Consider the following 13,157-nt stretch of genomic DNA (forward strand, 5'->3'; position numbering starts at 1 on the left):
CTTCCTAATTAAGCATTCCTTTTTACAATACTAGTATTGATGTCATAATAGGAGGATCGCTTATGCAATTCTTAAAGAAATTCGCTATTTTATTATTATCTTTTTTTATTACTGCACTTATCGTTTTATATTTTTATCTTTATGTAAATGGTCCCATTATTCAAGCTAAATCAGCTATTTTAATAAATGCTAATTCAGGTGAAATTGTTTATAAAAAAAATGAAGAAACTCCAGTACAATCAGCTGCTTTATCTAAATTAATGACAGAATATATCGTATTGGAGCAACTAAATGATAGAAAAATACAGTTAGATGACTTCGTACAAATAAGTAACGAAGTTTTCCGAGTAGAAACAAGTCCTATACAAGTAACATCGAATGATAAAACAACGGTTCGTGATTTACTTCATGCATTGCTACTGGCAGGGAATAATCGTTCTGCACTCGCTCTAGCAGAACACATTGCTGGAAATGAAGATAACTTTACAATATTAATGAATAAAAAAGCAAAAGAACTAAAGTTATTACAACCATCTCCATTTCTAAACTCTACTGGAATTAATAATGATACAAATAAACAATCAACTACAACAGCAATAGATGCAGCTAAACTAGCAGCACGATTAGTAAAAGATTTTCCAGATGTATTGAATATTACGAAACTAACCTCTTACCAATTTACCTTCAAAGATTCCCAGGTTTTCAATACGAATAAAATGATATATTCCCTTAATGAAAACATTAAACTTCAAGGTGTTGATGGCTTACAAACTAGTTTTTCAACTAACGGTAATTATAGTTTTGTCAGTACAGCAAAACTAGGAGACACTAGACTAATTTCAGTAATATTAGATGCAGATGAAGAAAACATTTCATTTATTGAAACAAAAAAGTTACTACAGTATGGTTTTGATCCTTCCTCGTGCTCTGCACTCCAAGCGTTTAAAGATGCTGTTACATCTTGGGCAGTTTTGCTTCAGTTTAAAAATTTGATCATACAAACATTATTGGTTTTCTTTATAATTACAATTTTAATGTTTTTACATATACGTCAAAAAAAATCCGAAGATTTCAATTAAGAAATCTTCTTATATATAAAAACCGACTTGCGTTTGAGATGCAAGTCGGTTTTTAATTCTATCATCCTCGTCCAATCAAATTTGCTGAAACAAATTGCTAGTTTAACTCCCTCGCCCATATAGATAGCTGACCAATATGATGAATTTCATATCCCATTACATGTCTTAAAACCTATGTTTTTTGAGGCATACATCCATCTCTGTTTCCTTTCGTTGTATTCGTTTGTTTAGTTTAAATGGGTTAATCTATTAATTCTATTAAATCCAACAATTGAACTATTACATTTTAAAGTTCCATTCATATACTATAGTAGATTACTAGAAAGGAGGCTTAACTATGGATAGTTGCGTTGTATTTGTAAACGGACAACCTTTTTTAGTTCTTTCAGTAGCTGGTATTGAAATTGCTAGATTAGAGATTTCCCTTCAAGTAGCATTAGCTCTAAGAGTGCTTGGGATACCAATCTGTGATTAATTACCAAATTAAAAGAAAAAGAGGGCATTAGCCCTCTTTTTTTATTTTCTTCTCACCTTTTCTTAACAACAAACAAAATTCAAATTTTAATTTTTATATTGTAATGAAAATCCGAAAAATCAACCCATTCTATTCAATAAAAAAGAGCACCACCCATACCTCTTTATCCGTTTCTATAATATTCAAATTTGATTAATTATAAAAAATTAAAGTATATGAACGTTACATGAAGCACTTGTTAAGATAGCTGTCCTTCACACTATTTATTTCGCCGACATTATATAATCAAAGCACACAATAATTAACTTTTTATACTGCTTATTTTAAGTACGCTAGCATTCTAGGCTAGATGATCATGACTGCAAAAAACCTTCAAGTTCTCGTTTATATAAATCAGATAACGCTTTCACTTTTTGAATCGAATGATAATCTTTAAATTGCGGTTCTTTATCTTCTTCTCCTTGAAGAGCACTAATCCAACTATACTCTACATCTACAATATGAATTAATGTTTCTAAAATACCACCAGTTTGCAAAGTAAATCTTCCTCTGAAAGTTGTTCACACCTCTTAAACCACTCATCTCTTACTTGCCAATTATATTGAAATAAAGTATACACATTTATCTCTCCCTTACTTCAATTATCCACCTAACAGCATCTGTTATACATTTAACCATTGACAATCACTTCTCTTCGGCCAAGTTCCTCTACAGCGTGATTAATTATTTCACTTACAGATAAAGAACCATCCAATATGATATCTGAATTCGGCTTAACAGTATGAATTGCTTCTAAATAAGCTTTTCTCGCATATGTCATATAATGTTCCAAATCATTATGTATTTCATCTATTGTACCTTCCTTAAAATCTCGCAAAATCCTTCTAGCCATCGCAATATCTAAAGGCGTATCAATAAATATAGTTACATCAATGAATTTTCGCATCTCACTATTTAAGTATGCAAAAGGATAATCTATAATAATATAGTCTAAGCTATTATTTTGTATAAGTTGCTCAATATCATGAATTAATGGTGTTAATACCCACTCGTCATAATTCGCCCCATCATCAATCCATTTACAAATATCAGCAGGACAGTTATCAAATGTATAACTATCAAAATATAGAGCTTTTGAGTTCTTAAACTCATGCTTTAACCTTTCTGTAATTGTAGTTTTACCTCCCCCTGAAACAGCTGCAACTGAAATAATTTTTGTTTTATTATCCACTATATCCACCAATCCCCTTTTGTTAACATAATATAATTATAAATCACTATTGTTACTACTTCTTCCATTCATATTCTAACATACTCATTTCCCATAAATTCCAATACGTTTCCCCTACTTTTTTCGACTCTCTTAATAATCCTTCTTTTACAAATCCTATTTTTTCGTAACATGAAATAGCCGACGTATTAAAATCATAAACACCAAGAGTTACTCTATGTAGTTTTAATTTGTCAAAAGCAATATGAAGTACTGCTTTCATCATATGTTTTCCTATAGAACGTCCTCTCATCTTCGTATTACCAACTAATACTTTTCCAATTCTAGCGGACTTGTTAATATTATCTATTTGCCCAAGCGAAATATGACCAATAACGTCTGAAGTCTCTTCATCTACCACTTTGAAAGCGAATGTATTTGCACTTTCTATATACTTCTCTAATTGCTGTTCGTCTAAAGGAAATGTGAAGGCATTACCTGACCATTGTATTAGAAATTCTTCGGAATTAATCCAATTTATTAATTGTTTAAAATCAGATTTTTTAAAGGTTTCTAGTTTAATCACTTCCTTGCTCCTTTCGTACATCATGCTTTATAACCTCAAACTTATTTCTATATAAAGAATATATTCTCCTTTTATATGAAATTAAAATAAAGCCATTCATGTGAATGGCTTTACAAAAAAGCAACATAATTATGCTTTGTTTGCTACATCAATACCATTAAAATCAAAGTCAGCAGTAACCGTTGTAATAGGTGGGAAAATTGCTTCAATTTTGCAAATGGAAATAATTACTGCAACCGATCCAGGAATAGCCGCAAGCCTAACTACATCACAACTTACAGACGAGACAGTACCTACATAAGTACGTCCCTCTGTATTAATTTGAACTGTTCGATTAATTAATTTCTTAAGTTCATCTCTAATTCCTTGTACACAAGAATTATCACATTTCTCATGCTGTTCTTTTTTACACTCTTCGAATACTTCCCAACAATCATCTTGTTTACATGTACATTTCTTTTTACAATTATTAAATCGAGAACCCAATACCTCACCTCCTAATCCTTTCTATTAGTAAAGTATGTCCATTAGCTTAAAAGGGTACGAGGCAAACACATAAAAAGAAAAAAACAAACAATTGTACCAAACTTTCTTTTCATTATTCATTATAAAAACAGACCTGCCCTAATTAAAAGCTTGTTTAATTAGGGCAGGTGAGTTTAGTCCTACTTCATTTAATGTTTAGACACCACTTTTTAAAATAAATCTTTTTTCTTTTAAATAAGACGCCTCTTAAAAACACACTAGATTTTCCCATTAACTCATATATACATAGACTTTATTCATGGTTTTTTCCTTTGTTATCGTAAAATATACATTTTAAAAAACGTACTCGAAAATAAGATATTATTTGTAATCAGAACATTTTCTTCAACAAATGTTTATTGAAAAATACCATAACTAGTAGTAGTTCCCTCCACTATCTCTTAAAAATTAGCATAGTTTGTATGAACTCTATACCGAGTAGAAAACACTCTATCATATAAAAATAAAATAGTAGGTTAATAAACAAGCCATTTTTTTATTAAAACATAGAATAATATGAACACTATTGAAAGGAGGTAGAAATGAATGTCCTGGAAAAATGATTGCTGGAGTTCTCAGAAAAAGCATTGTTGTGATGATTGGTGGAAATCTAAAGAAAAGCGTCATTGTGATGATGATTGGAGTTCTCAGAAAAAGCATTGTAATGATGATTGGTGGAAATCTAAAGAAAAGTGTCATTGTGATGACGATTGGAGTTCTAAACGAAATAAGTGTCGTTGTAAATGTTTCTTTATTTGTTGCCATTGTAAAAGAAAAAATTGGTAATATTTTTAATGTCAACGTAAAGGAAAGAATATGTCTTTTGGAACCAATCGGGCTTTTCCGGAAAGTTGATCCCTCACCTACTTCCTTGCTTTTGCTGAATTTTTAGATGGGGGCATTACTGCCCGGCAAATACTAGAATGTAATATATAAAAAGCTGACTGCTTATAGTCAGCTTTTTATATATTAACACGTAAAGGTTTAAACAGACATATAAGCAGTCACGCTTTGTCATCACCTTGTTGTTGTAAATTAGTATTTCTACATTGAATAGAGATTCCATAATATCGTATTTTGATTAAAACTAAAAAACATACTTAACACTAATAGTAAAATTTTTCTTCTTCATCAACTTCACTTCTTCTCTTTTTATAAACATAAAAAAGGAGCTCTATTTATATAGAGATCCTTTCTAATTTTATAATTTACTAGACTGTAAACCCTGAATAAACGGAACTACTTCAGGATTTACAAGCGATGATAAATCACCTAATTCTTTTCCTAAGTAAGCTGCTTTAATAACACGGCGCATTACTTTAGAATTACGTGTTTTCGGTAAATCTTCTACAACGTGGATGTCTTTAGGACACAACGCTTTTCCAATATGAGAGTTTACTAAACTCATTAATTCTTTCTTTAATTCCCCTGTGAATGTTACATGGTCTCTTAACACTACAAAACAATGACAAACTTCACCTTTTACTTCGTCAGGTACACCAATTGCAGCAGCTTCGATTACATCGTTATGTTTCACAAGAATAGATTCATATTCAGCAGGTCCAATACGTTTACCTGCAATATTTAACGTATCGTCTGAACGCCCTGTGATGATATATTGTTCACCATCGTAAATGACCCAGTCACCGTGGACCCATTTATTTTCAAAACGCGACCAATATGTGTTTACGTAACGTTCATCATCTTCCCAGAAGCTTTTCGTCATACCTACCCAAGGTTTCTCTAAGCATAATTCTCCGACTTCATCTCGAATTGGTTTACCTTGATCATCCAGTACGACAGCTGCCATTCCTGGTAAAGATGCGTTAAAACTAATCGGTGCTATTGGCTTAATAAGAACATTACCGAAAATCCCACCAGAGATTTCAGTTCCACCTGAGTAGTTACAGATTGGGACATTTCCTTTTCCAACTGTTTCAAACAGCCACATCCATGGATCAGGATTCCAAGGTTCTCCTGTTGATGCGAATACTTCCAAACTCTTTAAAGAATGTTTATTGACATACTCATCACCTTTTGCCATCAATGCTCGGATTAACGTTGGCGAAATACCTAGATGAGTAATCTCATATTTATCAACTGTCTCCCATAACCGGTCTGCTTCTGGGAAGTCTGGAACACCTTCGTACATAACCATCGTTGCTCCATTAATGAGTGAACCGAATAATAGAAACGGCCCCATCATCCAGCCCATATCAGTTACCCATAATACACGATCACCTTGTTTAATATTCATTCCAAATCCTGCATCAAAAGCTGCTTTCAAAGGAAATCCTGCATGCGTGTGTACTGTTCCTTTCGGCTTACCAGTCGTTCCTGATGTATAAATGAGCATTAATGGATCATCACTTTGCATTTCCTCGGCATGTATGAATGGTTTTTCTTTTTCTAGCGTACTCCACGAAAAATCATAGTTATGTGGTGTAAAATCATTTCCTGCATGACGAACGATAACAACTTTTTCAACAGTTGGGCAATGTTCACAAGCTTTATCTACTTCATCTTTTAAAGAAACAATTTTACCGCGGCGTGAAAATCCATCTGCGGTAATAATCATTTTTGAACCTGCCGCTTGCACACGTGTCATGACTGCATCAGACGCAAAGCCTGAGAATATTGGTGAAATAATTGCTCCGATTTTCATTACAGCTAGCATCGCAACAACTGTTTCTGGAATCATCGGCATATAAATTGTTACACGATCACCTTTCTCAATACCCGCATGTTTCAAACCATTTGCAACACGGCTTACCCAGTTGTCAAGCTCTTCATATGTAAATGATTTTGAAGTTCCATTTTCCCCTTCGTACTGAAGTGCTGGCTGTATTCTCGTCTCTTCATCCGCAAGCCAGCGAGATAAAGCTGATTCTACAACGTTACATGTTCCGTCATTATACCACTGTGCAAACGGTGTACCATTTTCTAAGTCTAACACTTCTGTATAAGGTTTCATCCATTGATAGCCTACTGCTTTTTCTGCCTCTCCCCAAAACCAAGCTGTTTCCTCAATAGATTTATTATAAAAAGTTTCATAGTCTTCATATCCCAATGATTTCATCCAACCATATAAACGTGTTTTTTCCTTGTACTCTTCTGTTGGAAACCAAACTGCTTGTTTCAATGTTTTCCCCTCCTTAACTTTTTGAGCAAGAAAGCCCTAAATAGGGCTTTTAAACTGGATATACAGGATGTTTACGATCTGTGAATACTTGATATTTACTCATATACATTTCGAAACGTCCTTTTAACTCTTCACGTAAATTGTTTGGATGAACAATACCATCAATCACCATCTCTGATGCTAAATGATAAATATCAATATCTTTCTTATACTCTTCACGTTTTTCAGCAATGAAGCTAGCACGCTCTTCTTCTGGTAAAGCTGCAATTTTATTTGCATATACAGCATTAACCGCAGCTTCTGGACCCATTACCGCAATAGAGGCTGTCGGTAATGCCAGACAGCAATCTGGTTCAAATGCTGGACCTGCCATCGCATATAAACCAGCGCCATATGCTTTACGAACAACGATAGAAATCTTCGGTACAGTTGCTTCACTCATTGCAGAAATCATTTTTGCACCGTGGCGAATAATACCGGCACGCTCTACTTTTGTACCAATCATAAATCCTGGTACATCCGCAAGGAATAATAATGGAATATGATATGCATCGCATAAATTAATAAACTTAGCAGCTTTATCAGCTGAATCGTGGAATAATACGCCGCCCTTCATACGCGGCTGATTTGCAATAATACCAACTGGCTTACCATCAATACGTGCTAAGCCTGTAATTAGCTCTTGAGCAAATAATTTTTTCACTTCATAGAATGAACCTTCATCAATAACTCTATTAATGAGATCTTTCATATTGAAAGGAGCATTTTGATTTTCTGGAATGATTTGTTCTAACGTTTTATCGAATTGTTTCGGTTCTTGAGGTGTAACCAATGGAGTCTTTTCTAAGTAGTTGTTTGGAAAATATGAAATGTATTGTCTTGCTTGTGTAATCGCATCTTCTTCTGTCTTACATAAAACATCTCCGCATCCTGATACAGAGCAATGCATACGAGCTCCGCCCATCTCTTCTAAAGTTACCTTCTCACCGATAACCATCTCAGCCATACGAGGAGATCCTAAATACATAGATGCATTTCCTTCTACCATCATTACAACGTCGCAAAAGGCTGGAATATAGGCACCACCAGCTGCAGAAGGTCCAAATAATAAGCATACTTGAGGAACTTTACCTGATAATTTCACTTGATTATAGAAGATTCTTCCTGCACCACGGCGCCCTGGGAACATTTCTACTTGATCTGTAATACGTGCTCCAGCAGAGTCAACTAAATAAAATAACGGAACACGTAGTTTTTCAGCTGTTTCTTGAATACGTAAAATCTTTTCAACTGTGCGTGATCCCCATGATCCAGCTTTTACAGTAGAATCATTGGCCATTACACACGCAGTACGACCATGTATTTTACCCGTTGCCGTTACAACGCCGTCCGCAGGTAAGCCTGTTTGTTCACAGTTAGCAAATAATGCATCTTCTACATATTCGCCATTATCAAATAGAAGCGCTAAACGATCTCGAACAAATAATTTTCCTTTTGCTTTATTTTGTTCATGATACTTTGGTGCGCCGCCTTGTTTAATCGTTTCAACTCGTTCTTCAAATGAATTAGATTGTTGTTTTTGATCTAACATATTTACTCCCCCTTATACGTTGGTGTGCGTTTTTCCTTGAATGCTTGTAATCCTTCTAATCTATCTTTCGTGTGGATTACACCTTCATACGCTTGTTTTTCCATTTGTAATCCGGTATGTAAATCAACTTGAATACCATTTGAAATTGCTTCTTTTGCTAATCGAACAGCAATAGGTCCATTACTAGCAATTTTCTCTGCTATTTCAATCGCTTTCTCTTCAAGTAAATTAGCTGGTACAACAAATTCTACTAAACCATATTCTTTTGCTTCTTGCGCTGAAATACGTCTACCTGTATAAATTAATTCTTTCGCTCTACCAACTCCAATTAATCTTGGTAAGCGCTGTGTACCACCTGCTCCTGGTATAATTGCAAGTGTCGTTTCAGTAAGACCAAGACTTGCAGATTCAGCAGCAATTCTAAAATCACAAGCTAAACTTAATTCCGTACCACCACCAAGTGCGATTCCATTTATAGCAGCAATAACTGGCTGTGGTAATTGTTCAACCATCTCCATAGTAGTGCGAATCATACTAACAGCATGACGAACTTGTTCTTCATTCATATCGGCACGCTCTTTTAAATCTGCACCAGCACAAAATGCTTTTTCACCAGCACCAGTCAAAATAACTACACGTGCGCTTGAATCTTCACTTATTTGAGTTAATATAGTTTGTAATTCATCTAATAATGCCAAAGATAATGAGTTTGCTTGTCTCGCACGATTTAACGAAATCTTTACTACGTGAGGTGTTACGTAATCAACGGAAATGTTTTGTAATTGTAGCATCTACTCACCTACTTATCGTTTTATGTTGAAGCGCTCTATACACATGACTCGGTAATTGGATATTTAACTTACTTTGAATAAATTGACTAGCTCTCAATAACTTTTCTTCGTCTATATTCGTTTGGACTCCTAATTTATGGAGCATATGTACTAGGTCATCAGTAGCAACATTACCTGATGCTCCTGGTGCATAAGGGCAGCCCCCGAGTCCACCACAAGAACTATCAAACGTTGTAATACCGTATTCTAATGATTTAACTACATTCGCTAGAGCCATTCCATACGTATTATGAAAATGCATTGCAAACTGCGAAGCATCATACTTCTTTAATAGGTGTTCTAATACTTGTTCTACTTGTAATGGATTCGCTACACCGATTGTATCCCCAAGAGAAACTTCATAAATGCCGTATGAAAATAGTTGATTACATAATTCGTCAACTGCTGTAGCACTTATATCCCCTTCATAAGGACATCCAAATACAGTAGAAACATAGCCTCTTACCTTTTTCCCTTCGAATAATGCCTGTTTTGTTATATCTTCAATTACAACTAATGCTTCTTTAATCGATTTATTAATATTACTTTTATTATGAGATTCACTTGCTGATAAAAAAACATTCACCTCATCTACATTTTGCAAAAAAGCTCGTTCCAAACCATTTTGATTCGGAACAAGCGCAGCATATGTAACATTTGGATCCCTTTTCAGCTCAGAAAATACATCATTTGCATCTGCTAATGCAGGGACCCATTTTGGGTGAACGAATGAGGAAACTTCAACATACGACAATCCTGCTTCTGTAAGTAGTTGAATCCATTTTACTTTATCTTTTGTGCCAACAATCTTTTTTTCATTTTGTAAGCCATCACGTGGCCCGACTTCTTTAATGACAGCAAAATTAGGTAGTTTCAATTCGCTTCCCCCTATATCTCCCTATTCAATTTCTAATAATACATCTCCTTCATTTACAAAATCGCCTTCTTGCACATTAATTTTCATAACTGTGCCGGCTTCTTCTGAAATGATTGGAATTTCCATTTTCATAGATTCCAAAATGACGACATCCTGCTCTTCCTCTACTGTATCTCCTACTCCTACAACAATCTTCCAAACGTTTCCTGCCATCGATGCGTATACTTTCGTCATCATTTTTTCCCCCTTAATATTGTTAAATCTTATTTTTTAACGAGTTGTTTCGTTACAAAACCCGTTGTATAAATACCCTCTTTGAACACTTCGTCTTCCAAAACTTGCAGTAGCATTGGCGTGTTCGTTTTAATACCTTCTACTTTTAATTCTTCTAGAGCATCATGTAATTTCGAAATTGCTTCTTCACGAGTCTCGCCATGTGCAATGACTTTCGCAATCATTGGATCATAGAAAGGTGTAATCGTTACATGATTTTCTAAGAAGTGATCGATCCGTACATTTGACGGTAATGTTAAATTTGTAATTTTCCCAGGTGATGGGAAGAATGTTTTCGGATCTTCTGCATAAATACGAGCTTCAATGGCATGACCACTACGTTTTACATCATCCTGAGTAAATGATAGTTTCTCTCCACTTGCGATAAGAAGTTGCTGTTCTACAAGGTCTAATCCCGTAATTTCTTCTGTCACTGGATGCTCTACTTGTAATCTCGTATTCATCTCTAAGAAATAGAAGTTCTTCTGATCATCTACAAGAAACTCAACTGTACCTGCATTTGTATAGCCAAGTGCTTTGGCAGCTTGTACAGCAACTTCTCCCATTGCCTTTCGTGTACCTTCATCTAAAAATGGTGAAGGTGCTTCTTCGATTACTTTTTGATTTCGGCGCTGCACCGAACATTCACGCTCCCATAAATACACTGTGTTACCATGTGTATCTGCTAAAAGCTGAATTTCAATATGATGCGCGTCTGCTATATATCGCTCTAAATACATTTCTCCGTTACCAAAAAAGTTTTGCGCTCTTGTTTTATTACTTTCAAACGCTTTGGTGAGCGTTTGCTCAGTTTCCATCAACTGCATACCAATGCCTCCGCCGCCTGCGGATGCCTTAAGCATTAATGGATAACCAATTTGTTTTGCAATTTCAATTGCTTCTTCAGCAGTTTCAATATTTGTAGTAATACCTGGGACTACTGGGACATCTGCTGCTTGCATTGCGATACGTGATTCGATTTTACTTCCCATCTTCGTAATGATTTCTTCTGAAGGACCGATAAATACGATTCCTTCTTCTTTGCAACGAACCGGAAAAGACGGATTCTCTGATAATAAACCATAACCCGGATGAATCGCTTCTGCATTTGTCTTCTTAGCTATTTCAATAATTTTTTCAAGGTTTAAATAACTTTCTTGAACACGCGGTCCACCTACTAAGTAAGCTTCATTTGCCATCTTCACATGAAGGGCATTTTCATCTGCTTCAGAATAAATAGCAACAGTGCGTATGCCAAGTTTTTGACAAGTTTTCATAATACGAACAGCAATTTCCCCGCGATTCGCAATTAATATTTTTTGAAACATAGTGATTCCTCCCTTTTATCTACATCCTAAATGTCTAGCAATTACGAGACGTTGAATTTCAGAAGTTCCTTCACCAATTTCTAATAGTTTCGCATCACGAATATGTCGTTCAATTTCATATTCACGCATATAACCATATCCACCATGAATCTGTACTGCTTGATTCGCAATACGGCTTGCTGCTTCCGATGCAAATAGTTTTGCCATTGCCGCTTCTTTGCCGAAAGGTTTATCGTTATCTTTTAACCAAGCTGCTTTATGTACTAAATTGCGTGCTAGCTCTACTTCAGTCGCCATATCAGCTAATTTAAATTGAATCGCTTGGAAATTAGAGATTGACTTTCCAAATTGTTGACGTTCTTTCGCATATTGCAATGCACGTTCAAAGGCTGATTGCGCAATACCAACTGCCAATGCTGCGATTGAAATACGCCCTCCATCAAGTGTATATAAAAATTGTTTAAAACCTTTATTTACATCACCAAGAATATTTTCTTTCGGTACACGCACACCATCAAGTACGATTTCACAAGTATTAGAAGCACGAACACCCATCTTATCGTATGGACTTGAAATCGTTAATCCTTCACTAGTAGTAGGCACGATAAATGCAGAAATACGTTTTCTACCATTCTCTTCAATGCCGTTGACAGCGGTTACAATAATTGTGTTTGCATACTCTGCGTTTGTAATCCAACACTTCTCACCACTGATTACATACTCATCGTCATCTAATACCGCTTTCGTTTGAGTGCCACCTGCATCAGATCCAGCATTCGGCTCCGTTAATCCGAAGGCACCTAATGTTTTACCTGACGCCATTGGAACTAAATACTTTTGTTTTTGTTCTTCTGTACCGAAATAATAAATTGGAGAAGCACCTAATGAAATTGTTGCAGCATAGCTTAAACCAGTGCCACCACAAGCGCGACCAATTTCTTCAACTGCTAACGCATACGATACTGTATCGCCACCTGAACCTCCATACTCTTCTGGGAATGGGATGCCTAATAATCCTAGTTCGCCCATTTTTTGAAATGTTTCATATGGAAACTCTGCAGTTTTGTCATAATATACAGCTTTCGGTGCGATTTCCTTTTCAGCAAAGTCACGTACCATTTCTTTAATCATTTGTTTTTCGCGAGTTAGAGTAAATTCCATTCCGCTACACACCCCTTATCGAATATTGAGTTTCGACAGCGTGCGAGTTTCTACTACAAACATAACAACTTAAAAGACAA

General features: G+C 35.3%; 13 protein-coding genes and 1 pseudogene. 3 read left to right on the plus strand and 11 right to left on the minus strand.

Annotated elements, in window-relative coordinates:
- Positions 1-62 precede the first annotated feature (62 nt).
- Both N2V92_RS22495 and N2V92_RS22505 read left to right on the plus strand, forming a co-directional pair.
- Positions 63-1,079, plus strand: coding sequence for a D-alanyl-D-alanine carboxypeptidase family protein (locus tag N2V92_RS22495; protein WP_001160046.1), 1,017 nt, complete (start codon positions 63-65; stop codon positions 1,077-1,079).
- Positions 1,080-1,416: 337 nt separating this feature from the next.
- Positions 1,417-1,554, plus strand: a complete 138-nt coding sequence (locus tag N2V92_RS22505; protein ID WP_000376554.1) for a DUF3956 domain-containing protein — start codon at positions 1,417-1,419, stop codon at positions 1,552-1,554.
- Positions 1,555-1,913: 359 nt separating this feature from the next.
- On the opposite strand, the pseudogene N2V92_RS22510 reads toward N2V92_RS22505, so the two are convergent.
- The 4 genes and pseudogenes from N2V92_RS22510 to N2V92_RS22525 all read right to left on the minus strand — a co-directional run.
- A pseudogene (locus N2V92_RS22510) lies at positions 1,914-2,173 on the minus strand (DinB family protein); the annotation flags it as partial.
- 51 nt (positions 2,174-2,224) lie between these two features.
- Positions 2,225-2,785, minus strand: a complete 561-nt coding sequence (locus tag N2V92_RS22515) for an AAA family ATPase (protein WP_000369207.1) — start codon at positions 2,783-2,785, stop codon at positions 2,225-2,227.
- A 55-nt stretch (positions 2,786-2,840) separates the two neighbouring features.
- Entirely contained in the window at positions 2,841-3,374 is a 534-nt protein-coding gene (locus N2V92_RS22520; RefSeq protein WP_016077669.1) for a GNAT family N-acetyltransferase, read from the minus strand.
- 105 nt (positions 3,375-3,479) lie between these two features.
- Positions 3,480-3,836, minus strand: a complete 357-nt coding sequence (locus N2V92_RS22525; RefSeq protein ID WP_016077670.1) for a hypothetical protein — start codon at positions 3,834-3,836, stop codon at positions 3,480-3,482.
- A 565-nt stretch (positions 3,837-4,401) separates the two neighbouring features.
- On the opposite strand from N2V92_RS22525, the gene N2V92_RS22530 reads away from it, so the two are divergent.
- On the plus strand, positions 4,402-4,767 hold the full coding sequence (locus tag N2V92_RS22530) for a hypothetical protein (protein ID WP_080117655.1): 366 nt from the start codon (positions 4,402-4,404) through the stop codon (positions 4,765-4,767).
- Between the two features lie 309 nt (positions 4,768-5,076).
- Here N2V92_RS22530 and N2V92_RS22535 read toward each other — a convergent pair whose 3' ends face one another.
- The 7 genes from N2V92_RS22535 to N2V92_RS22565 are packed head-to-tail and all read right to left on the minus strand — an operon-like array spanning position 5,077 to position 13,077.
- The gene (locus tag N2V92_RS22535; RefSeq protein WP_016077672.1) at positions 5,077-7,017 is read right to left on the minus strand and encodes an AMP-binding protein; all 1,941 of its coding nucleotides are present in this window, start codon (positions 7,015-7,017) and stop codon (positions 5,077-5,079) included.
- A gap of 49 nt (positions 7,018-7,066) precedes the next feature.
- Positions 7,067-8,608, minus strand: a complete 1,542-nt coding sequence (locus N2V92_RS22540; RefSeq protein WP_000886744.1) for an acyl-CoA carboxylase subunit beta — start codon at positions 8,606-8,608, stop codon at positions 7,067-7,069.
- A 2-nt stretch (positions 8,609-8,610) separates the two neighbouring features.
- Positions 8,611-9,399, minus strand: a complete 789-nt coding sequence (locus N2V92_RS22545) for an enoyl-CoA hydratase (protein ID WP_016077673.1) — start codon at positions 9,397-9,399, stop codon at positions 8,611-8,613.
- 4 nt (positions 9,400-9,403) lie between these two features.
- Entirely contained in the window at positions 9,404-10,315 is a 912-nt protein-coding gene (gene mvaB / locus N2V92_RS22550) for a hydroxymethylglutaryl-CoA lyase (RefSeq protein WP_000775428.1), read from the minus strand.
- Positions 10,316-10,336: 21 nt separating this feature from the next.
- Positions 10,337-10,552 (minus strand): acetyl-CoA carboxylase biotin carboxyl carrier protein subunit, encoded by a 216-nt coding sequence (locus N2V92_RS22555; protein WP_001987345.1) that lies wholly within the window; start codon positions 10,550-10,552, stop codon positions 10,337-10,339.
- A gap of 26 nt (positions 10,553-10,578) precedes the next feature.
- Positions 10,579-11,916 carry an acetyl-CoA carboxylase biotin carboxylase subunit gene (locus N2V92_RS22560; RefSeq protein ID WP_000486743.1) on the minus strand — a complete coding sequence of 446 codons (1,338 nt, stop codon included), beginning with the start codon at positions 11,914-11,916 and terminating at the stop codon, positions 10,579-10,581.
- A 15-nt stretch (positions 11,917-11,931) separates the two neighbouring features.
- A complete protein-coding gene (locus N2V92_RS22565; protein WP_016077674.1) occupies positions 11,932-13,077 on the minus strand; it encodes an acyl-CoA dehydrogenase in 1,146 nt (381 codons plus the stop codon).
- Positions 13,078-13,157 lie beyond the last annotated feature (80 nt).

The organism is Bacillus sp. CH_48 (assembly GCF_038008465.1).
In the GTDB taxonomy this organism is placed as follows: Bacteria; Bacillota; Bacilli; order Bacillales; family Bacillaceae_G; genus Bacillus_A; species Bacillus_A thuringiensis_S.

What these genes read in the sequence shown, in the direction of transcription:
- N2V92_RS22545 (WP_016077673.1), bottom strand. Translation starts at nt 9,399, where the DNA reads ATGCTACAATTACAAAACATTTCCGTTGATTACGTAACACCTCACGTA.
- N2V92_RS22560 (WP_000486743.1), bottom strand. Translation starts at nt 11,916, where the DNA reads ATGTTTCAAAAAATATTAATTGCGAATCGCGGGGAAATTGCTGTTCGT.
- N2V92_RS22505 (WP_000376554.1), top strand. Translation starts at nt 1,417, where the DNA reads ATGGATAGTTGCGTTGTATTTGTAAACGGACAACCTTTTTTAGTTCTT.
- N2V92_RS22565 (WP_016077674.1), bottom strand. Translation starts at nt 13,077, where the DNA reads ATGGAATTTACTCTAACTCGCGAAAAACAAATGATTAAAGAAATGGTA.
- N2V92_RS22540 (WP_000886744.1), bottom strand. Translation starts at nt 8,608, where the DNA reads ATGTTAGATCAAAAACAACAATCTAATTCATTTGAAGAACGAGTTGAA.
- N2V92_RS22495 (WP_001160046.1), top strand. Translation starts at nt 63, where the DNA reads ATGCAATTCTTAAAGAAATTCGCTATTTTATTATTATCTTTTTTTATT.
- N2V92_RS22520 (WP_016077669.1), bottom strand. Translation starts at nt 3,374, where the DNA reads ATGATGTACGAAAGGAGCAAGGAAGTGATTAAACTAGAAACCTTTAAA.
- N2V92_RS22555 (WP_001987345.1), bottom strand. Translation starts at nt 10,552, where the DNA reads ATGATGACGAAAGTATACGCATCGATGGCAGGAAACGTTTGGAAGATT.